The sequence below is a fragment of the Bacillus cereus group sp. MYBK14-1 genome (genome assembly GCF_051916885.1).
GTDB lineage: Bacteria > Bacillota > Bacilli > Bacillales > Bacillaceae_G > Bacillus_A > Bacillus_A cereus.
Genome location: NZ_JBQAHM010000001.1, coordinates 37,559 through 59,595 on the forward strand (window position 1 = coordinate 37,559; position 22,037 = coordinate 59,595).

Genomic DNA, 22,037 nt, shown 5'->3' on the forward strand with positions numbered 1-22,037 from the left:
AATTAATCGAATTCTAATTTTTTAGAAACGGATAATGAGGTATGGGTGGAGCTCTTTTTTATTGAATAAAATGGGTTAATTTTTCGGATTTTCATTACAATATAAAAAATAAAATTTAAATTTTGTTTGTTTTTAAGAAAAGGTGAGAAGAAAATAAAAAAAGAGGGCTAATGCCCTCTTTTTTTATTAATTTGGTAATTAATCACAGATTGGTATCCCAAGCACTCTTAGAGCTAATGCTACTTGAAGGGAAATCTCTAATCTAGCAATTTCAATACCAGCTACTGAAAGAACTAAAAAAGGTTGTCCGTTTACAAATACAACACAACTATCCATAGTTAAGCCTCCTTTCTAGTAATCTACTATAGTATATGAGTAGAACTTTAAAGTGTAATAGTTCGATTGTTGGATTTAATAGAATTAATAGATTAACCCATTTAAACTAAACAAACGAACACAACGAAAGGAAACAGAGATGGATGTATGCCTCAAAAAATATAGGTTTTAAGACATGTAATGGGATATGAAATTCATCATATTGGTCAGTTATCTATATGGGCGAGAGAGTTAAACTTGCAACTAGTTTCAGCAAACTTGATTGGAAGAGGATGATAGAATTAAAAACCGACTTGCATCTCAAGCGCAAGTCGGTTCTATATATAAGAAGATTTCTTAATTGAAATCCTCGGATTTTTTCTGACGTATATGTAAAAACATTAAGGTGGTAATGATTAAAAAAATCATTATAGTTTGTATAATTAAATTTTTAAACTGAAGCAATATTGTCCAAGATGTAAGGGCGTCTTTAAAAGCTTGGAGTGCAGAGTACGAGGAAGGATCAAAACCATACTGTAGCAACTTTTTTGTTTCAATAAATGAAATGTTTTCTTCATCTGCATCTAATATTACTGAAATTAGTCTAGTATCTCCAAGTTTTGCTGTACTGACAAAACTATAATTACCGTTAGTTGAAAAACTAGTTTGTAAGCCATCAACACCTTGAAGTTTAATGTTTTCATTAAGGGAATATATCATTTTATTCGTATTGAAAACCTGGGAATCTTTGAAGGTAAATTGGTAAGAGGTTAGTTTCGTAATATTCAATACATCTGGAAAATCTTTTACTAATCGTGCTGCTAGTTTAGCTGCGTCTATCGCTGTTGTAGTTGATTGTTTATTTGTATTATTATTAATTCCAGTAGAGTTTAGAAATGGAGATGGTTGTAATAACTTTAGTTCTTTTGCTTTTTTATTCATTAATACTGTAAAGTTATCTTCATTTCCAGCAATGTGTTCTGCTAGAGCGAGTGCAGAACGATTATTCCCTGCCAGTAGCAATGCATGAAGTAAATCACGAACCGTTGTTTTATCATTCGATGTTACTTGTATAGGGCTTGTTTCTACTCGGAAAACTTCGTTACTTATTTGTACGAAGTCATCTAACTGTATCTTTTTATCATTTAGTTGCTCCAATACGATATATTCTGTCATTAATTTAGATAAAGCAGCTGATTGTACTGGGGTTTCTTCATTTTTTTTATAAACAATTTCACCTGAATTAGCATTTATTAAAATAGCTGATTTAGCTTGAATAATCGGACCATTTACATAAAGATAAAAATATAAAACGATAAGTGCAGTAATAAAAAAAGATAATAATAAAATAGCGAATTTCTTTAAGAATTGCATAAGCGATCCTCCTATTATGACATCAATAATAGTATTGTAAAAAGGAATGCTTAATTAGGAAGAAAGAAAAGGTAAAGAATTTCTAAAGAATTATAAAGGATTATTAAATTTAGGGTAATTATGGAAAAAGTTCAATTTCTTATATGGTAAGAAATTGAACTTTTTATTTGTAATATTAACATTTGTATGGGAGTAGTTTTACAGTGAATGTTGTTTTTTCGTCATCACTATATACTTCAATTGTTCCTTTATGCAATTCGACTATACTTTTTGCAATTGCTAATCCAAGTCCAGATCCACCAGTGTTTGTAGAGCGAGATTTCTCAACGCGATAAAAACGTTCAAAAATATGAGGTAAATCCGTACTAGGAATAGGTTGTCCGTAATTTGTTATATCAATTGTAATCATATTATTACTTTCATAAGCAGTAAGGTCAATATAGCGACCTTCGCTTCCATAAGCGATAGCGTTTATAATAAGATTTTCAAACACACGCACTAATTTGTCACCATCAGCTAATACCATGAGCTTTTGAGACGGGAAAGAAGGCCGACATTCTATATTAGCTTCTTGAACCTGTATGCGGAATTGAACAGTTAATTGTCCAAGTAACTCTACAATATCAATAGGAACAGAATACAAGCTTAATTCTTTATTTTGAACACGTGTATATTCGAACAAGTCATTCATTAATGCATTAAGACGAGTTACTTTATCGTAAATGACTTGAATATAGTATCGCAATTCCACTTCATCTCTATAATTATCATGATGGATTAAATTTACGTATCCAACTATAGAAGTAAGGGGAGTGCGTAAGTCATGTGATACATTTGTAATAAGTTCACTTTTTGCTTGTTCCGCTTGTCTTTCTTCATCAATTGAGACTTTTAATTGTTCAACAATTTCATTGACCCCGATTGCTAATTCTTCTAGATAATTATGATTTACAATAGAAACTTTATGATTGAAGTTTCCATTTGCAATATAACGAATTTCTTCTATCATTTTTTTTATACAAGTTTCATAATAAAGTTTTTTCTCGTGACGATAAAAAATGTAAAGATAGGATGAAAAAATAGAAAATAAAAACAAATAAGATACAATCATCATCCATAAAGACTCTTTAATCCCTTTATACTTTTCATAACCAAAAATTCGAATGAATTCTTTACCGAGTTCGGTTAGAGTAAGTGAACTTTCAATTACACTCGTAACGAGGCGATAAATAATTAGTTCAGTAATAGGAGTGAGTGTGATAGCTAATAAAAGCCAAAAAATAAGTTTCCATTTAGGAATATCTTTTAATATATCAAATGCTTCATTTCTCAATTTTATAGCCAACTCCCCAAACAGTATGAATAAATTTTTCTCCATTTATTACTGTTTCAAGTTTATCTCGTAAGTTGCTAATATGGACCATTACCGTCTTATTTGAACCATAACCATCTTCATTCCAAACGCGTTCGAAAATTTCTTCTGAACTAAATACTCTTCCTGTATTACTCGCAAGTAAATATAAAATATCGAATTCAATAGAGGTTAGTTTAATGTACTCTCCATTTACTTTAACTGTATGATTATGTTTGTGTATTTCAACAGAGCGAATACGAATAATACCATCTTCATTCTTTTGCGAAGTAGCATTTTGGAAAGAGGATCTTCGTAATAAAGCTTTCACTCTAGCTACTAATTCTAATGGATTGAATGGTTTGATCATATAATCATCAGCACCTGTCATAAGGCCTAATATCTTATCCATATCTTCTGCTTTTGCACTAAGCATTAGAATTGGTACAGTATTATTTTCACGCACTTCCTGACAAACTTCTAATCCGTTTCGTTTTGGCATCATAATATCCAAAATCATAAGGTCAACTTCATATGTAGAAACCTTTTGCAATGCTTCATCGCCATCATAAGCTTTATAAATGTTATAGCCTTCATTTCGCAAATAAACAGCAAGTAATTCAACAATTTCTTTATCATCATCAATAATTAATATATTTTTATTCATTGTGTAGTTCCTTTCCTTACAAATCATCAACATTACTATAATATCAAACATTTATGTACTTGTAGCGATGATTATGTATAAAATTTCATGTAACGTATTAAAAAGGAGTAAAAAGATTAATAACGAATATAAAATAACAAGGATATTTAGATTCTACATTATAATGAAAGTTAGTTATAAGGGGGATTTTCTATGTTATGTAATGATATATATTCATTTACTCCAACTGGAAAAATAGACAATGATATTAAAGCTTTTCTACTAAAATATAATAAAGAGTTTACATATAAACATTCAATTCGTGTGGCAAATGAGGCAAAAAAGATTGCAGAAAAGTTTCACGTAGATAAAGAAAAAGCAGCAATTGCAGGATATTTACATGATATTAGTGGCATTTTTCCAAACGAGGAGCGGATTGCAGTTGCTGAAGAATTTGGTGTAGCAATAGTGGAAGCGGAAAGAAAGTTTCCTATGATTATTCATCAAAAATTATCGAGGGTAATCGCAAAAGAAATATTTAAAGTCGAAGATGAAGAGATTTTAAATGCAATTTGTTGCCATACAACGTTGCGTAAACATGCAACGAAGATGGATTTAGTATTATTTGTTGCAGATAAAATAGAATGGGATCAAAAAGGGACACCACCATATTTAATAGAAATAAAAAAAGAATTGGGAAAATCTTTGGAAAAAGCAGCTTTTGTATATATTTCATATTTGTGGGAAAGGAAAGATACATTGAAAGTTATACATCCGTGGCTAGAAGAAGCATATTGGGATTTAAAAAGAATTGTACAGTAGAAAGGACAAGGAAATGCAATTAAAAGAATATATGAATCAAACATTTCCAGGAGTTACATTAGGATCCTACTTATATTCTCAGTGGGAAAATCATTTACATTTTGATTTCGGAAAAGATAAATATCAAATTGTAGAAGGAACCGACGATTTAAATATGGAATACTTTTCTCAACTTTGAAGACATATTTTCAAAAGAAGATGTAGTGTTTGTAGTGACAAATGTTTATAGATTTAAAAAGGAAAACATAAAAACTTCACAGAAAATAAATATATACAATAAATATATTAAGCAAAGAGATTTAAGATTTTATATAAGATAAGAAACGTTACCGTTTTTATTTGAAGATGAAGAAGCAGATTTATCCCGCTATTTGCCGGGCAGTAAGACCCCCCACTGATTAAAGTTTCACTTTATATTGTACATATCAATTTTCTTTTAAATGTCTTGCGGAAGATATTAAATATGAACCGCTGATACAAGCTGCTAATCATGAGGATTTTTCTGATCTGTATCTTCGATTTGGACGAAAAAAAGAAATCTCTTATCCAGATGTATTTCTCATAAATGCAAAGAAAGATATTGTGATGTTTATGTATGATGATAGAGGATGTGAAGTAATTGCGAAGAATAAAGAAATAATACGAGATTCATATAAGAAATACAAAGAATGGATTCCAGATTATGAACGAGAAAGTATAGATAACTTATTTAAATGACAATAGGGGAAGTGAAGCGTGTAATGAAACGTATTGCAATTGTATCTGCATGGGAACCAGAACTGACGTATTTGCATCAACATTATCCGAGTGAACGTGTTGAAAAAAGAGCAGCTTGGGAATTTCATTTTCATACTATTAATGAGCTGGAAATTATATCAGTTGTTACTGGTGTCGGTAAAGTAAGCTGCGCTAGTTGTGTACAATTGTTAATTAGTGAGTTTCAGCCAGATGAGTTGTTTATGACAGGAATATGCGGAAGTTTATCAAACAAGGTGAAAAACGGTCATATTGTAGTGGCACTAAACGCAATACAACACGATGTTACTGCAGCTGGCTCAGGGGAAGATGTTTTTAATTTATATAACGGTAGAACAGCACCTATTGAAACAACAAAATCACTTGTAAGAAGAATAAAAAAAATACGATCATATGATCCAATACATTTCGGTACATTTTTATCCGGAGATCAACGTATTCATAGTTCAGAAATGAGATATTTACTCCATACCGTATATGGAGCATTGGCAGTTGATCAAGAAGTAGCAGCTTTCGCCTATGTGTGTCAAATAAATAAAAAACCATTTCTCTGTTTAAAAGCTGCTTCAGATCAAGCAAATGATAAAACGAAAGAAGAACAAAAAATCTTTAAAATGCTAGCATGCGAAAGAGCATGTGAGCATTTAATTGCCTTTTTACGTGTTTATGAGATTAATGTAGTAAATAATAGATAGTTAGAGGGTTTTAACATAAGTAATTGGAGGCATAATTATATTATGATTCAATATAAAAGGTGTAGTGATGTAAATATTGATTTAGTATATGAAGCTTTTAAAGTTGGATTTTCAGATTACATTATTAAAATGGAAGTTTCAAAAGGGGATTTTATACAACGTTTTTTGGGACCAGAAGGTAATTTGCTAGAACATTCTTTTCTTGCTTTAGAAGAAGGCAAACCTGTTGGCGTAATACTAGGTGGTATAAAGGATTATGAAAGTATTAAGACTATGCGCTGTGGAACATTAGCGGTTCATCCTAATTACCGCGGTATTGGTGTGAGTCAAAAATTATTTGAACTGCATAAAGAAGAGGCGATTCAACATGGATGTAAGCAACTTTTTCTCGAAGTCATTGTAGGAAATGACCGAGCGATTCATTTTTATAATAAGTTGGGCTATGAAAAAGTGTACGATCTTTCTTATTATAATTTAAATGATTTGACTAAAATAATGAATAAAGATTGTAAGGATATTGAAGTAAAACAATTAGAATTTCCAACTTTTAAAGATGAAATTCAGAAATTGTTAAACTTCCATATAAATTGGCAAAATGATATTGATTATATCAAAAAAACAAATAATGTATTTTATGGTGCATATGTCGATAATGACTTAAAAGGCTCTCTATGTGTAAATAAACAAGGTAAAATTAGTTTTATTTTCGTAGACAAAGATTATAGAAATATTGGTGTTGGGATGAAATTATTACAAATAGCAAGAGAAGAATTAAATTTATCAAGTTTATCAATTGGGTTTCCTAACAATAATTTACTGGAAGGTTTTCTTAAGAAATGTGGATTTGAAAAGAATTCTTTAGCGCAATATGAAATGTATTTATTACTCTAAGAGCGGAAAGATTTATTCTTTTCGCTTTTTATTTTGCTGTTACGTTGGTAAATGCTCCGCAACTATAATTTATAATGAGAGGGATTTTGTTTATCCTTAAGTTATTTTTTAAATTGTCAATTTCATGCTAATAATTTTCTTTGTATAATATTCTAATTTTATGTAGAATAGATACGATGGGAGGGGATGAAATGAATAATGGATTAAAGTTTAAGATTTTTGAATTGCATTGTCTCGTTCAAAAGACTTATTCTGATATTAAAATAGCGTGTGATATTGCTATTTATCAAGAAAACACTTCTAAATATTTAATTTCATTAGGATTTTTAAATAAATCATATATGACTTATATAGAAGCAAAAAGATTCTATCGCGAAAATGAAGAGCTTGTAAGTGTAGAATTTGATAATTTCTTTGATATGTATGATAAATTAGAAAACGAATTAAAACAAGTTATTTCAACTGAAGATAAAAATCCTTCATTGTTACATAGCAGACTTGATCAGTTTCAGCAGAAAGTTGAAAATATAAATGACCTAATAAAAGTATTGCAAAATGCTCGTTAATGAATGCTTTTTTCTGTTCGTATAGAAATTATGTATTAAAAACATTTTAGGGATATTACATATTGAAGAGGTGGCTTTTGTAGATTACAAAAGTCATCTTTTTATGTTAGGAATAGATTGTATACATTTTAGCAGTTTCATATAAATAATAGAAATTTATACGAGGTAAATATCATGGGAAATAAAAAAGAAATAGCTATAGTTGCATTAACAACAGGATTCGTTTTAACAAGTGTAACACCATATGGAGTAGGTCATGCAGAGGAACCTGGTCAAATGCAAGTTGAAATTCAAGAGGATTCGTTCCGTACAGGTGATCTGACACAACCATCAAAAAAGGCACCAGAGAATGTAGTGAAAGATGCACTTAAGGAAAATACGGAGCATGCTTTGTCTCCAAAACAAGTTAGTGCAGAAACAGGAGTAGATTACAAGGTTCTTCAAAAACGTGGTTCTTATGATGGAACTACACTTGTGCGCATGCAACAAATATATGAAGGAAAAGAAGTATATGGCCACCAGTTGACTGCTCACGTAGATAAAAAAGGTATTATTAAAAGCATTTCAGGAGCTAGCGCACAAAATTTAACACAAGAAGATTTAAAGAAACCTATTAATTTATCAAAAGAAGAAGCAAAACAATATATTTATAAAAAGTACGGAAACGATACTAAATTTATTTCTGAGCCAGAAGTTAAGGCAGTTATTTTTGTTGATGAAAATCATGGGCAGGCTAGCAATGCATATCAAGTTACATTTGCTGCTACAACACCAAATTATGTATCTGGAACTTATTTAGTGAATGCTCATAATGGTGAAATGTTAAAAGATATGGTACAAGAATCAAGTTTGAAAATAAGTGAAGAGTATGTTGAATCCGTTAAGGAAAATAAAACTAGCAATTTTACATCATTAACTGGAACAGGAAAAGATGATTTAGGCGTAACTCGTACATTTGGTATTTCTAAACAGACCAGTGGGAATTATGCGCTTGCTGATTACACAAGAGGACAAGGAATTGAGACATATGATGTAAATTATAGAGATATTACAAATGAAGAAAGTTATTATCCTGGTATACTAGCAACTAGTGTTTCAACAACATTTAATGATCCAAAGGCGGTAAGCGCTCATTTCTTAGCAACAAAGGTATACGATTTTTATAAAGAAAAATATAAGCGTAATAGTTTTGATAATAAAGGAAAAAAAGTAGTTTCAGTTGTACATGCATGGGATTCTGGAGGAACAAATGATCCTGAAAATTGGGAGAATGCATTTAGTACTAATATTAATAACATTAGTATGCTTTTATATGGAGATCCCATGGTAAAAGCGTTCGATATAGCCGGTCATGAATTTACACACGCAGTTACATCAAGTGAATCTAACCTTGAATTTTCAGGAGAATCTGGGGCAATTAACGAGGCATTATCTGATATTATGGGAACGGCTATAGAGAAATACATAAATAATGGGGAATTTAACTGGACAATAGGAGAACAAACTGGATCGACTTTTCGTAATATGAAAAATCCAACTGCAATTAATTTTTCAGAAGGACTACCGTATCCGGATGATTATAGTAAATATAATGATTTAAATGGAGAGGATTATGGAGGCGTTCATTTTAACTCAAGTATTATTAATAAAGTTGCGTATTTAATGGCACAAGGTGGTACTCATAACGGTGTAAATGTAAATGGTATTGGTGAAGATAGAATGTTTGATATTTTCTATTATGCAAATACTGATGAATTAAATATGACTTCTAATTTCTCTGAATTGAAATTGGCATGCCTTAAAGTGGCAACTAATAAATATGGAGCGAACTCAATTGAAGTTCAAGCAGTCCAAAATGCTTTTGATGCGGCAAAAATTACAGGAACGGTGAAAGAGAACGAAAAAACAGCAGAAAACCAAGCTCCAGAGTTAACTGTACCGTTTACGATTACACTACGTGTAGGTGATACGTTTGATCCAATGAGAAATGTAAAAGCTGTTGATAAAGAAGATGGTGATTTAACAAATAAAGTAAAGCATAAAGGCGATGTAGATACTTCAAAACCAGGTACATACATTGTGGAATACATGGTTGTTGATTCTCAAGGGCGGAATGCAACGGCAACACAGACTGTAATTGTAGAGGGAAATGGAGAAACATCAGATTTAGAACCTAAATTAACAGTGCCTGTTGGAGCGACAATTCATGTAGGAGATTCATTTGTTCCAATGGCAGAAGTATTAGCTATCGATAAAGAAGACGGTGATCTCACTTCTAAAATCAAAGTTGATGGTGAAGTAGATACAACTAAAGCCGGTACTTACGTATTAACGTACACGGTTACAGATTCTAAAGGTCATGAAGTAACGGCGAAGCAAACTGTAACGGTCAAAGTTAGAGAAGAAGTTAAAAATGATAAACCAATACTAAAAGTACCTGCTACAACTTCAATTACTGAGGGTGATCAATTTGATCCATTGGTAGGGGTATCAGCTACGGATAAAGAGGACGGTGACCTTATTTCTAAAGTAGCGTATGAAGGAACTATAGATACAACTAAAGCTGGTACTTATGAAATAATATATAGTGTTAGAGATTCCGTGGGTAATGAGGTAAATGCAATACAAAAAGTATTAGTGAAAGATAAAGAAACTAGCAAAGCTAATGGCCTTGCTAATAAGGAAAATAAGAGTAATATCTCAAACAACAGTAATAGCGATAAAAAAGAATATACATATAAGGAGCTTCCAAAGACGGGTGTAAGTACAACTAACAGTGCAGCAATCGGCATATTGATGATTATTACAGGCACAGTACTCACTTTTGTTCGCAAATTTAGAAAGATACAAAAATAATAGTAGGGATCATTCGTTTGAAGAAAAGAGTTCATTATTCAAAAGAAATAAAGTAGAAAGTAAGTAAAACAAAATATGGATTTTTTACTTAATAAGATTTTAGTAGTTAAGCGGTGCATTTGGCTTCTATAAAAATTTGTAGTTGAATCATGTTCTGTCTACAAAACTACATTACATAAAAAACACGTTACTATTCTCATTAAAATAAAAGAATAGTAACGTGTTTTTTGGTTTGGAAAAAGCATAAATCCTATAGTTCATGAATCTGGGAGTGCTTCTAATCTGCCATTGATGAGTTACTGAAAACATTTTGTTTTAATGGAAGTTTCACTCTAAATGACAACATGAGATTTCCGATATTTACCAAGTGTTTCATTGGTGAATTTTTTAAAAATTTTAGTGAAATAACTTTGATCGCTAAAATTAAGCGAAGCGCATATGTCTGATAAAGGATAGGTGGTGAAAGTTAATAATTTCTTTGCTTCTTCGATTCGTTCACGTTGAATGTACTCAATTAATGAAATACCGACTTCTTTTTTTAATAATATAGATAAATAATCTGAATTCACATTTGCAAATTTAGCAAGTTGTTTAACAGATATTGGATTGTAAATATTTTTAAAAATGTAGTTTTTGCAAATAGCAATAGTCTGTGAATGTTGCTGTGCTTTTTGTGCCTTTACACGGTCTGCAAAGGTACAAAAAGCATTTTTTAATAAATCCCAAACAGATTCTTTGTCTTTTAAATCTTCTGTTCTTTGAATATGTAAATCATAAATTTTGTAAGCAATCCCAGATGGAAGTCCCCCTTTTATCGCATATCTAGTAGCGAGCGTGATGGATGAAATACAAATGTTTTTATGACGTCTTAATTGATGGAATGAAGATAAAGATGAAAGAGTCTCTTGTTGGAATTCGTAATAATATTTGAGTACGGTTTCTTTATCCCCGTGTTCTATAGAACTAAGTAGTTGCTGCTCTATATATAAATTATGATAAACGGATTCGTCTTTTTGCATTGAAATATATACATCTTCGTTTAAGATGCTGCTATGACTTATATGAAGTGAGTCACTGTTATTTGAAAAGGTGCTTACATCTGAATTTTTTTTATAGAGAATGTTATAGAACAATATCGCTATATTTACAAAGAAATTTTGATCTTTGACTGACAATGAAAAATAATGGTCTCTTGTTCTTTTATAATTTGGAATAAAATTAAGGTTACTATCCGCTTTACTTGTAGAAAAATTCACATGTGTCAAGGGCCCAATAATAACAGTACCGTTCACCATATAATCGCTCTTTATGTGAATTAAAATAAAGTGCCCTAGATATTCGTGAGTTCTGAAGATGGGGGAATTATATGTATCATTTCTCTGAAAAAGCATATGTAACTGTTCTATTTTTGATGTATATAACGAATGTGAATCATTTTTTGATTTAAATTCTAAAAGAATATTTTTGTTACAATCTAAAAAACAAACTGGAATTTCGAAAGATTGAAAAAACATATTGCAAATATACTCTATCTCAACTAGACTGAGCTTTTTAGTCATATTCTTCCTCCTTACAGTTATGCGTAATAGTTAAATAAACATATATTCCTTTTTTCATAAGTAGAAACGGAAAATCTTTATTAATAAAAAATATAAATAAAAGTTATAAACTTCTAAGAATAATACCATAATTTAACATGAATAGCACATATTATTTGAATATACAGGTAATAGTTTTGGACAGTAGCGTAAAATATGAATCGTCACACTTATTTGTTGGTTATTACTTATATGTATTAAAAAATGATTAAGATTGGATTTTAAATAGGGATAGGAAGTGAGAAATTAATAGATTGACAGTAAGTGACTAGTCGAAATTAGTAGTGAAAGCTATTGTGTAACAAATGTAATGATTCTTGAAATAGGGATATAAGTGTAATTTAGGGGAGAAAATTACATATATCATGTGGAGAGACAACGTAATAATAGAAGATAAGAAAAGTGAATAAGTGATTGTAAACAATGGATTGTTGGACGACTATGTTTTATGTTATTCGTTTAAATCTGATACTTGGCACACTATTGCTTTTAAGAAGGTAATAGTAATAAAGAGATTTTTAAAATGATAGAAGTAGTAAAGGGGATAAGAGAAATGAAAAAAATATTTAGTGCGCTTTTAGTGTTATTCTTAACATTTTCTACATGGTCTAGTGTATTAGTAAAGGCAGATTCACCATCTAAAGGTACTTTAACGATTCATAAGTATGAACAAGAAAAAGATGGAGCGCAGGGACTAGAAGGTGACGGTTCTGCAAATCAAGAGGTGCCAAAAGATGTGAAACCATTAAAAGGTGTAACGTTTGAAGTGAAAAGGGTTGCTTCTTTTGAAAAAATTTCAAACGATGGGAAAATCGTAAAAGAAGACGTGAAACCTGTAATGGGAGCCACTCCAAATCAAGTAGTAACAGATGATAACGGACAAGCTGTATTAAAAGATCTTCCGCTAGGACGTTATGAGGTGAAAGAAGTCGCAGGACCTCCACATGTTAATCTAAATCCCAATACGTATACAGTGGATATTCCATTAACAAATAAAGAGGGTAAGGTGCTAAACTATGATGTTCACATGTATCCTAAAAATGAGATTAAACGTGGTGCAGTGGATTTAATAAAAACTGGTGTAAATGAAAAAGCATTAGCAGGTGCAGTATTCTCTTTATTTAAAAAAGACGGTACAGAAGTGAAAAAAGAGTTAGTAACAGATGCTAATGGTCATATTCGCGTGCAAGGATTGGTGTATGGAGAATACTATTTCCAAGAAACAAAAGCTCCGAAAGGCTATGTAATAGATCCAACTAAACGTGAGTTTTTTGTTAAGAACTCCGGAACAATTAATGAAGATGGAACTATTACTTCTGGTACAGTAGTTAAATTAGAAGTGAAAAACTATGAAGAACCAACAATTGATAAAAAGATTAACGGAAAATTGGAAGCGTTACCAATCAATCCGTTAACTAATTATAATTATGATATTAAAACATTAATTCCAGAAGACATTAAGGAATATAAAAAATATTTGGTAACAGATACTTTGGATAATCGTTTAGTGATTCAAGGAAAGCCAATCGTGAAAATTGATGGAGCAGAAGTAAATGCAAGCATTGTAGAGGTAGCTATAGAAGGTCAAAAGGTAACAGCTACAGTAAAAGATTTCACAAAATTAGATGGTAAAAAAGAATTTCATTTGCAAATTAAATCTCAAGTAAAAGAAGGAGTACCATCTGGTTCGGAAATTTTCAATACAGCAAAAATACATTTTTCAAATAAAAATGATGTAATTGGAGAAAAGGAATCTAAACCCGTAGTTGTTATTCCGACAACTGGAATAATTGAGTTAACAAAAATTGATGGTGCTAATAAGAATAAATTAAAAGGTGCAGAGTTTGTACTTAAAGATAATAATGGAAAAATAGTTGTCGTAGCAGGAAAAGAAGTAACAGGTGTATCAGATGAAAATGGTGTTATTAAATGGTCTAACATTCCATATGGAGACTATCAAATTTTTGAAACGAAAGCACCAACATATACAAAAGAAGATGGTACAAAAGCATCTTATCAATTATTAAAAGACCCCATTGATGTAAAGATTAGTGAAAATAATCAAACGATTAAATTGACGATTGAAAATAATAAAAGTGGATGGATTCTTCCGGTAACGGGTGGTATAGGAACGACTCTTTTTACTGTAATAGGCCTTACTTTAATGCTTACAGCGGCATTTGTTTTCTTTAGAAAAAAGTTTGCTAGAAATTAAGATTTTAGGAACATGTAACCATATGAAAAGGGGAGAAGCAAAATGCTTTCCTCTTTTCGATATTTAAGCGTATACAGAGGTGGAAATATGAAACGAAATCTTGTTTTGGGAGGTATTTTCTTATTTGGATTAGGTATTTTTTTATATCCTACTATTAGTAATTGGTTGGCGACCCGTGCACATTATTCTGAGATTAGCTCTTACGATAAGAAGATTAAAGCATTACAAAAGAAAGAAGTCGAACGTAGGGAAAAAGAAGCAGCCGAATATAATAAACAAGTTCAAACTTCTGCGAAAACATTTACAGATCCATTTTCTGAAAAAAAAAGTAATCATCAAGCGTATGCTGATGCGTTAAATTTAGGAGATGTAATAGGGTATATTGAAATATCGAAAATTAATATAAAACTGCCAATCTATCAAGGGACCTCTGAGGAAGTATTGGGTCGCGGGATAGGTCATTTAGATTTTTCTTCGCTCCCGGTAGGTGGAGAAAATACGCACACTATTTTAACAGGGCATCGTGGTTTACCATCAGCAAAATTATTTACAGATTTAGATAAGTTGAGTGAAGGAGATCTTTTTTATATTCATTCTTTAGACAAAGTTCTTGCTTATAAAGTAGATCAAATTAAAGTAGTGTTACCACACGAAATGGAAGATCTACAAATTGTAGAAAATAAAGATTATACAACTTTAATTACGTGTACGCCTTATGGAGTAAACACCAATAGATTGCTAGTTCGAGGTGAGCGTGTGGAGTTAAACGAGAAAGAAAAACAAAAAGTGAGTACAGAGATATTTATGTTTAATAAGTGGACTGTAATAGTTCCACTCCTATTGTTATGTGTGTTTCTAGTCGTAATTTATAAGAAAAGGTTTACTCGATAGAATGTATGTATTTATCCTGCATTAATGGGAAGTGGGACCGGAAATTCAGAGATAAGTAAAGAAGGTATATAGGGGATTGAAGTAAATCATCATTAATAAAAATTTCATTTTATTCGACTATAGAAAAAATACGGTAAAGGTGGGAACAAAGGAATTGAGGCTACGATTAAAGCTGGTAAGTATTCATTTTATTGTTTTGTTAATGTTAAGTGTAAGTTTTGTCGTATATGTATCAAAAGAAGCATATGGATCCACGACAAACCTAGAAAGTCTAGGTGATATATCGCGTTATAATGCTGTTGTCTTTGGTAACCATAAAGCAATAGGTGGCGACATTGAAGGAGCAATTGCAGTTCAAGGTGATATGGATGCATCGGGGTATACAATTGTAGGTGCTGCAGCGGGAACATCTAATATAGTAGGTGAAAAATGGGTTGATGAGGGATATCCGTCCTTGTTATTGTCTGGAAAATTTAAGAAATCAAGAGAAGAATCTTTTATCATTCAAAACGGAATAGTAGTAATGACAAAAGAGAGTGATCCAGATCGCATCATACAATCCTCTTATGATCGTATCGTTTATAAAGAAAAACTAGAAATTGACGCGAAATTTAATGAATTTCGCAATATAGTGAACCAAGTCAGTAAAAATGCAGGTCAATATAAAACAAATACCCCAATTCCAAATATGAGTCATGGAATCGGAAAAGATATAAACAATCCTAATATTTATGTTTCATCAGAATTGACAGGGAAAATTAATTTAGATATAAGAGATGTATTTTTACCAAATGCTAAGGACAAAGATTTTATTGTTATGTATTCGGATGCAACAGAGGTTACATTTAAAAATGGATCTATTCTATATGACACGAACAATATTGGAAGGGCTACAGATATAGTTCCTACATCACAACCATATTCTCCTAATTCCTCGTTTACTGAGCTATACGGGAAAGTGATTTGGGTTTTTCAAAATGCGAAAAAAATTACAACAGAGGGATATGGTGTCGTTGGGAGTGTGTTTGCCCCAAATGCTGTATTAGAAACAAAAGGCGGCTCGATTAATGGACAAGCATTTGTCGGCGCGGTACAACAAACTGGTGGATTTGAATTTCACAATTTCAAATTTAACTGGCAACATTGGAACAAGCCTAGTACTGGAAAAGTAAAAATAAAAAAAGTTGATAGTAATAATGATAATAAAAAATTGGTGGGAGCAAAGTTTCATATAGAAGATTCAAAAGGAAAAATAGTTGGAGAACTAGTAACAAATAAAGGAGGAGAAGCGATATCAAAAGACTTACCAAAAGGAAACTATACCCTTGTAGAAATAGAAGCGCCAAAAGACTATGAATTATTAAAAGATAAAATAGCTGTAAAAGTAGAAAAAGATGCAGTAGTAGAAATTAAAATAGGAAATAAGAAATTGCCAGATCCAATGGGAAAAATGAAGTTAGTGAAAGTAGACATAAGTGATAAAAATAAAAAACTAGCAGGAGCAAAGTTTAAAATTGAAGATTTAAATGGGAAAATAGTTGGAGAACTAGTAACAAATGAAGAAGGAGAAGCGATATCAAAAGACTTACCAATAGGAAACTATACCGTAGTGGAAGTAGAAGCACCTAAAGGTTACGAATTATTAAAAGAAAAAATAACTGTAAAAATAGAAAAAGATGTAGTAGTAGAAATTAAAATAGGAAATAAGAAATTGCCAGATCCGACTGGGCAATTTGAAATTGAAAAAGTTGATGATATGGATAGTGAATTAAAGCTAAAAGGCGCTGTATTTCAAGTGTTAGATAAAGAAGGGAAAGAAGTTAGTAGATTAATAACGGATGAAAAAGGAAAGGTGATTTCCAACCAATTAGCAATTGGAAAGTATACGATTAAAGAAATAAAAGCACCGAACGGATACATGTTACTTAGAGATCCAATAGAAATAGAAATTACAGAAGCAGTAAAGACACAAAAAATAACAGTGAAAAATGCGAAGAATAACTGGGTAATTCCTAATACTGGTGGGAGCGGAACAACAATTTTTTACGTAATTGGTATTATGCTAATGTTTGCTGTGCTATATTTCTATAAGAAAAATCGTATATTATGAACTAATTTTATAGAGTTAGACAGATCGTTGCGTTAGAGAGTTTTTAGGACATGAGTTCGGTATTGTACTGGACTCATGTTACTAAATTTGTTGAAGGAGGAAGGATAATAGTAAACATAGAATATGTTAATGAATTAAAATATTCAAGAGGTGAACATGGTGGCAATAAAACAAGACGAAATTAAAGTAGTTGTAGGAGCTGGAGTGTTTAATAATAATCCAGGTTGGATTCAAACGCAAGAAGATGAACTTAACTTACTAGATAAAGCTACGTGGGAAGGAAGATTTGAATACAACTCTATTTCAGCTATTTTAGCTGAGCATGTATGGGAACACCTTACTTTTGAAGAAGGTGTAAGAGCAGCTGAAATTTGTTATGAATTTTTAAAACCATCTGGTCATATTCGGTGCGGAGTCCCTGATGCATTCTTTCAGGATGAGGCATATCAAAATATAGTTCAAATAGGGGCCCCGGTCCGAAAGATCATCCAGCAGCAAGTCATAAAATCGTTCATAATTATATAACATTAACGAAAATGTTTGAAACTGCTGGATTCGAGGTAGTTTTACTTGAATATTGTGATGAAAATGGTCGGTTTTATTACAACGAATGGGATGCAAACGACGGTGTTATTTTCCGTTCGAAAAGGTATGATTCTAGAAATAAAGGCGATAAACTTGGTTTTCCATCGCTAATTGTCGATGCAATTAAGCGTTAATCATTAATCATTCCACAAAAACAGGAGTTAATCCTATGATTTCATAAGTCGCAAATGCGGCTTTTTTTATTTGTACGTAAATCTATATTTAATTTTCAATATTATATAACTCGATTTAGAAAATATTTAAGTTTTTCTCAGCACCATTCACTTTAAATTAACACTTCGTTGTTATAAATATTTATTTTATATTTATATTCGTGTAAAATGAAGTGAGAACATACATTCTATATAAGGAGGCAATCAAAATGATAGCTGAAATTGGGAAACTAACTGATGGATATATTGTAAAATTTGAACGCAAATTTCCATATACGGTAGAGGAAGTTTGGTCTGTATTAACAGAAAACAGTAAGCTGAAAAAATGGATGTCCAATTTACAGATTGAAAGCCTTAAAACTGGTGGAATAATAAAGTTCGACATGATGGACGGTTCATTCATAAACATTGATATTTTAGAGTGTAAACTAAACTCAGTACTTGAATTTACTTGGGATAAAGACCGTGTCCGATTTGAAATACATAAAGAGGAGAATGGTACTTTGTTACTTCTTAAAGAGTACATTCATGAATTAACAGATCATACACCGAGAGATATAGCTGGTTGGCATATTTGTTTAAATCTTTTTTCTTACGTTTTAAAAGGAGAAGAGAAAGAATTTTCTAAAGATGAATGGCAACAATGGTTTGAAATATACAAGGATAAGATTACATGAAGTAAGAGGATAATTGCATAATAGGTAATATTCATTATGTAATTATTATATTGTAAAAATGCTTTTGTGAATAAATAAGAATAGAGGTTAATATGAAAGTAAATCAATTAATTGCTAATAACATAAATAAATTAGATGCAACTATACCGTTTAATAAATCGTTTGGAATTGCTGGTTTATCTGGATCGGGTAAAACAACTTTTTGCCAAACAATTGGTGAAGAATCAAAAAAACGATTAGTTTCTTTATTACCAAAGGCTGAATATCAATATTTATTTCCTAACATTATGGAAACAAATTTTAGTGCCATTAAGATGGAAGAAATGCCTTTAGTACTTTTTCTAGGAAAATCATCGATTTCGTCTAATCCGCGTTCAACGATTGGTACTCATACTGGTGTTTTTACAGAGGTTCGGGAAAAACTTGCTGAAGTTTTTAATCTTTCTCCAGAGGTCTTTTCATTTAATAATCAATTAGGCTGGTGTACTGGTTGTAAAGGCCGTGGTACTACAAAAAATGTTGAGTGTAAAAAATGTAAGGGAAAACGTTATAGTGAAGAAATTGAACAATATGAAATTGATTTGTTGGCCAAGCCACATTCAATTTCAAATATTAATGATTTAAGTGTTGAATCTATTCTTTCACTAGCAAAAGAATTAAATATTAGTGAAGAAAAACAGCATATACTGCAAAATATTATTAATATGAACATTGGTTATTTAACATTAAATCGAATTATGGGTACGTTGTCAGGTGGAGAGTTAACACGACTTTATTTGGCTGAATTCATGGCAGTAAGTGAAAATGCTGTAATTATTATTGATGAGATTTCAGTTGGACTTGATCATGAAACATTATTACAAATTTTAGAAGAGATAAAACGATTAGGGTGTAAAAATCAAATTTGGCTTATTGATCATTCAGATACGGTACTAGATACAACTGATGAGCAATTGTTCTTTGGACCTGGTAGCGGAAAATATGGCGGGAAAATTGTGAAAGAATCACCAAGACCAAAGTCAATACTGTGGGATCGAAATAAAGAAATACCAACAGAATATTATACATTCTATGATTTATATTGCCGTAATATCCAAATGGAGGAGTTTCAAATTCCTAAAAACAGGCTTGTAACGGTTACAGGAGAATCAGGATGTGGGAAATCTACACTTGTCAATGAATGTCTAGCTACAGATTTCTTGAAAAGATATCCAAAAGATAAATTAGTTATGGTGGGACAAGACCGAAATCAATCAATTACAAGTCGATCAACTGTAGCAACTTTCCTAGATATTAAAAAGAAACTAACAAAGTATAGTGAAGACATTGATGATATTTTTGAGCGCTCGATTGAGGATATTATTGATGAACTTCCAAATGAAGATATCGCTTATAAACGTTTGAGCCTACTAATTAAATTAGGACTTGGCTATTTAACATTAGAGAGAAAAACACAAACATTATCGACAGGTGAGTTTCAATGTGTTCATTTAGTTTCGGAATTATTTGCAAACACTAGAAATCCACATACATTATTCATTTTTGATGAGCCTTCAAAAGGTTTATCACAAAATATTTTAAATCAATTTATCGATAGTATTAGAGGGATTCTGCAAGATGAATCAGTTTCTATCATTATGATTGAGCATAATCGTTACATGTTAGAAAGCTCTGATTATATAGTTGATTTTGGAAAAAGGCAGAATGAATCTGTAGAGCATTTGGATGTTGTTAATCATGAGGATTACTATCGTCAAAAAAGTAATGTGAATAGCACAGAGAAAATAAATATCTCTTCAATGCTTAAGCAGAAAAAAGGAGTTCACTATTTAGAAGAAAATCATATTAACTATTTTAAAAATGCCGAAAATGTTTATAAGGGCGGTATTTTAAAAAGTTTATCATCAATGGCTAGGTTAATTTATGGTGAATATGAATCTGATACAATCGCACCTGTTATTGCTATTGATCTTGAAAGACATTTATATAGTCAATATAGTTTCTTATATGAGATTGGTGGATTAATTAATCATATTGTAGCTGCTCATCCAATTAATAAAGATACGAGAAGTTTTGATTTCTATTCACAGGACAATCATTGTCCATCTTGTTCTGGACGTCTTCAAATTGAAGTTTTTGATAAAGATATTGCCATTCAAGATAAAAGTGTTCCATTTTGGGATGGGCTATTCGATCCAGAAATCATGAAGGTATTAAAATTTTATCAGCATGAAAAAATAGAATTTCTATTCGAAGAAATAAAAAATGAGCTTGGTCACGATTTGTCAAAGAGCTATAATGATATGTCAGAAGAAGAAAAGCATACGTTTTGGTACGGATATTTTGAAAAATCATTTTATGATAAAAAAGGAAAGACACGCAGAACATGGGTAGGATTTAATACAATTATTGGTGGATATATTGTTATTTCAAAAGCACCTATTAAAGAAGAAATTAAGAGTTCAAAAAAAATGATGAAATGTCCAATTTGTGAGGGGACGGTTTTAAATCATCATAAGCCACTTAAATTTGGTAACGTAGATATTCGTGAAATAATCAATCAGCCTATTAATAAAGTATTGAAAACAGTTGGTGATTTACCGGCACTTGTTAAATTGAAGTCTATTGTTGGTGGCGATATGGTATTGACGGAAGATGTTTCTTTATTGCCAAGAAAAGCACAAGTTGCATTGAAAATGTTTGAATTAGAACAAGCAAGCTTTTCAAACTATGAAATGGTGTTACAAAATGTCTTACCATTCTGGAGCGAAATAAAAGGAAATATCGAATCCATTAGTGTTAATAATCAGGTAACTGTTTGTGATTTCCCTAATGTTTATGAAACGAGAGAAGCCATTATAGATAAGTATTTCACAAATGGTAAATATAAAAAACTTACGTATGTATACGAAGCGTTTGGATACAAAAAATTAGTTACTCAAATTAATAAAATTAAAAAAAGTAATCCATGTCCATTTTGTAAAGGTAAGAAAGTGATAACCGAAGATAATCTACATGATGGTGTCTTTAAACTAACAATTCCATGTGTAACTTGTAACTTGTAATGCAAGTGGTATTAATGACGAAGGGTTAAAAGAAGTTGTTGAGGGCGTGGATGTACAAACGTGGTTAACTGGAAAAGTAAGTGATGTTGTGAATGAAAGCTTATTAACAGAAGCTGTTGGACAAATACCAATTTTTAATCGCATACGTGAGTTGGATAAACGAGATATGATGGCGGTTTATGAATGTCTTGAGAGTAATCAGTAAATTTTATTAATATAAATTAATAAAACATATATTCTTTATAATGTATATATTAGCGCAGTATAATTAATACAAGGTAATGAAGGTAATAAAGGTAATGAAGGTAATGAAGGTAATGAAAGAAGATCCAATTTCTTAATATCAAAATTAAGAAATTGGATCTTTTAGTATTTTTATGCCTCCATACAATATTTTTCGATAAGAAAAGAAGTAATATGGAAGGAGAGATAAAAAACTAATAGTGATAAA

Annotated in this window: 13 protein-coding genes and 5 pseudogenes; 13 read left to right on the forward strand and 5 right to left on the reverse strand. The window is 31.1% G+C overall.

All coding sequences use genetic code 11. From position 1 onward, the window contains the following. Window positions 1-198: 198 nt before the first annotated feature. Entirely contained in the window at window positions 199-336 is a 138-nt protein-coding gene (locus ACTFR3_RS00190) for a DUF3956 domain-containing protein (protein ID WP_000376554.1), read from the reverse strand. A 165-nt stretch (window positions 337-501) separates the two neighbouring features. Between ACTFR3_RS00190 and ACTFR3_RS00195 the strand changes: the two are divergent. Next, window positions 502-612: pseudogene (locus ACTFR3_RS00195) on the forward strand (DinB family protein); the annotation flags it as partial. 60 nt (window positions 613-672) lie between these two features. On the opposite strand, the gene ACTFR3_RS00200 reads toward ACTFR3_RS00195, so the two are convergent. From ACTFR3_RS00200 to ACTFR3_RS00210, 3 genes are all read right to left on the reverse strand, one after another. Then, entirely contained in the window at window positions 673-1,689 is a 1,017-nt protein-coding gene (locus ACTFR3_RS00200; protein WP_001160045.1) for a D-alanyl-D-alanine carboxypeptidase family protein, read from the reverse strand. 175 nt (window positions 1,690-1,864) lie between these two features. Beyond that, complete coding sequence (locus tag ACTFR3_RS00205) at window positions 1,865-3,022, reverse strand: sensor histidine kinase (RefSeq protein WP_001243312.1); 1,158 nt, start codon at window positions 3,020-3,022, stop codon at window positions 1,865-1,867. Continuing rightward, the gene (locus tag ACTFR3_RS00210; RefSeq protein ID WP_001038807.1) at window positions 3,012-3,707 is read right to left on the reverse strand and encodes a response regulator transcription factor; all 696 of its coding nucleotides are present in this window, start codon (window positions 3,705-3,707) and stop codon (window positions 3,012-3,014) included. Before ACTFR3_RS00210 ends, ACTFR3_RS00205 begins: the two co-directional genes overlap by 11 nt. Window positions 3,708-3,899: 192 nt before the next feature. On the opposite strand from ACTFR3_RS00210, the gene yqeK reads away from it, so the two are divergent. The 6 genes and pseudogenes from yqeK (at window position 3,900) to ACTFR3_RS00240 (ending at window position 10,272) form a co-directional block, all read left to right on the forward strand. After that, window positions 3,900-4,508: a bis(5'-nucleosyl)-tetraphosphatase (symmetrical) YqeK gene (gene yqeK, locus ACTFR3_RS00215; protein ID WP_025689453.1), complete on the forward strand. Its 609-nt coding sequence runs from the start codon at window positions 3,900-3,902 to the stop codon at window positions 4,506-4,508. Window positions 4,509-4,521: 13 nt separating this feature from the next. Beyond that, window positions 4,522-5,225, forward strand: a pseudogene (locus ACTFR3_RS00220) (DUF3885 domain-containing protein). Beyond that, window positions 5,222-5,959, forward strand: coding sequence for a 5'-methylthioadenosine/S-adenosylhomocysteine nucleosidase (mtnN, locus tag ACTFR3_RS00225; RefSeq protein ID WP_440044040.1), 738 nt, complete (start codon window positions 5,222-5,224; stop codon window positions 5,957-5,959). The pseudogene ACTFR3_RS00220 and the gene mtnN overlap by 4 nt, the downstream one beginning before the upstream one ends. Before the next feature lie 42 nt (window positions 5,960-6,001). Then, window positions 6,002-6,850 (forward strand): GNAT family N-acetyltransferase, encoded by an 849-nt coding sequence (locus ACTFR3_RS00230; protein ID WP_440044042.1) that lies wholly within the window; start codon window positions 6,002-6,004, stop codon window positions 6,848-6,850. Between the two features lie 191 nt (window positions 6,851-7,041). Further along, entirely contained in the window at window positions 7,042-7,416 is a 375-nt protein-coding gene (locus ACTFR3_RS00235; protein WP_001059022.1) for a hypothetical protein, read from the forward strand. Between the two features lie 174 nt (window positions 7,417-7,590). Further along, complete coding sequence (locus tag ACTFR3_RS00240; protein ID WP_000527066.1) at window positions 7,591-10,272, forward strand: M4 family metallopeptidase; 2,682 nt, start codon at window positions 7,591-7,593, stop codon at window positions 10,270-10,272. A 332-nt stretch (window positions 10,273-10,604) separates the two neighbouring features. Here ACTFR3_RS00240 and ACTFR3_RS00245 read toward each other — a convergent pair whose 3' ends face one another. Then, entirely contained in the window at window positions 10,605-11,831 is a 1,227-nt protein-coding gene (locus ACTFR3_RS00245) for a helix-turn-helix transcriptional regulator (RefSeq protein WP_440044043.1), read from the reverse strand. A 592-nt stretch (window positions 11,832-12,423) separates the two neighbouring features. Here ACTFR3_RS00245 and ACTFR3_RS00250 point away from each other — a divergent pair. From ACTFR3_RS00250 to ACTFR3_RS00275, 6 genes and pseudogenes are all read left to right on the forward strand, one after another. Beyond that, window positions 12,424-14,085 carry a SpaA isopeptide-forming pilin-related protein gene (locus tag ACTFR3_RS00250; RefSeq protein WP_440044044.1) on the forward strand — a complete coding sequence of 554 codons (1,662 nt, stop codon included), beginning with the start codon at window positions 12,424-12,426 and terminating at the stop codon, window positions 14,083-14,085. Between the two features lie 87 nt (window positions 14,086-14,172). Continuing rightward, entirely contained in the window at window positions 14,173-14,976 is an 804-nt protein-coding gene (locus ACTFR3_RS00255) for a class C sortase (RefSeq protein ID WP_440044045.1), read from the forward strand. A gap of 154 nt (window positions 14,977-15,130) precedes the next feature. Then, window positions 15,131-17,086, forward strand: coding sequence for a SpaA isopeptide-forming pilin-related protein (locus ACTFR3_RS00260; RefSeq protein ID WP_440044046.1), 1,956 nt, complete (start codon window positions 15,131-15,133; stop codon window positions 17,084-17,086). A gap of 159 nt (window positions 17,087-17,245) precedes the next feature. Then, window positions 17,246-17,805 (forward strand): annotated as a pseudogene (locus tag ACTFR3_RS00265) (class I SAM-dependent methyltransferase). A gap of 248 nt (window positions 17,806-18,053) precedes the next feature. Beyond that, a pseudogene (locus ACTFR3_RS00270) lies at window positions 18,054-18,534 on the forward strand (SRPBCC family protein). Window positions 18,535-18,613: 79 nt separating this feature from the next. Continuing rightward, window positions 18,614-21,791: pseudogene (locus tag ACTFR3_RS00275) on the forward strand (ATP-binding cassette domain-containing protein). Window positions 21,792-22,037: the final 246 nt, after the last annotated feature.

Bases quoted from the DNA above. Each gene is read 5' to 3' on its own strand.
- ACTFR3_RS00250 (WP_440044044.1), top strand. From the start codon at position 12,424: ATGAAAAAAATATTTAGTGCGCTTTTAGTGTTATTCTTAACATTTTCT.
- ACTFR3_RS00190 (WP_000376554.1), bottom strand. From the start codon at position 336: ATGGATAGTTGTGTTGTATTTGTAAACGGACAACCTTTTTTAGTTCTT.
- mtnN (WP_440044040.1), top strand. From the start codon at position 5,222: ATGACAATAGGGGAAGTGAAGCGTGTAATGAAACGTATTGCAATTGTA.
- ACTFR3_RS00235 (WP_001059022.1), top strand. From the start codon at position 7,042: ATGAATAATGGATTAAAGTTTAAGATTTTTGAATTGCATTGTCTCGTT.
- ACTFR3_RS00245 (WP_440044043.1), bottom strand. From the start codon at position 11,831: ATGACTAAAAAGCTCAGTCTAGTTGAGATAGAGTATATTTGCAATATG.
- yqeK (WP_025689453.1), top strand. From the start codon at position 3,900: ATGTTATGTAATGATATATATTCATTTACTCCAACTGGAAAAATAGAC.
- ACTFR3_RS00255 (WP_440044045.1), top strand. From the start codon at position 14,173: ATGAAACGAAATCTTGTTTTGGGAGGTATTTTCTTATTTGGATTAGGT.
- ACTFR3_RS00210 (WP_001038807.1), bottom strand. From the start codon at position 3,707: ATGAATAAAAATATATTAATTATTGATGATGATAAAGAAATTGTTGAA.
- ACTFR3_RS00200 (WP_001160045.1), bottom strand. From the start codon at position 1,689: ATGCAATTCTTAAAGAAATTCGCTATTTTATTATTATCTTTTTTTATT.
- ACTFR3_RS00230 (WP_440044042.1), top strand. From the start codon at position 6,002: ATGATTCAATATAAAAGGTGTAGTGATGTAAATATTGATTTAGTATAT.
- ACTFR3_RS00240 (WP_000527066.1), top strand. From the start codon at position 7,591: ATGGGAAATAAAAAAGAAATAGCTATAGTTGCATTAACAACAGGATTC.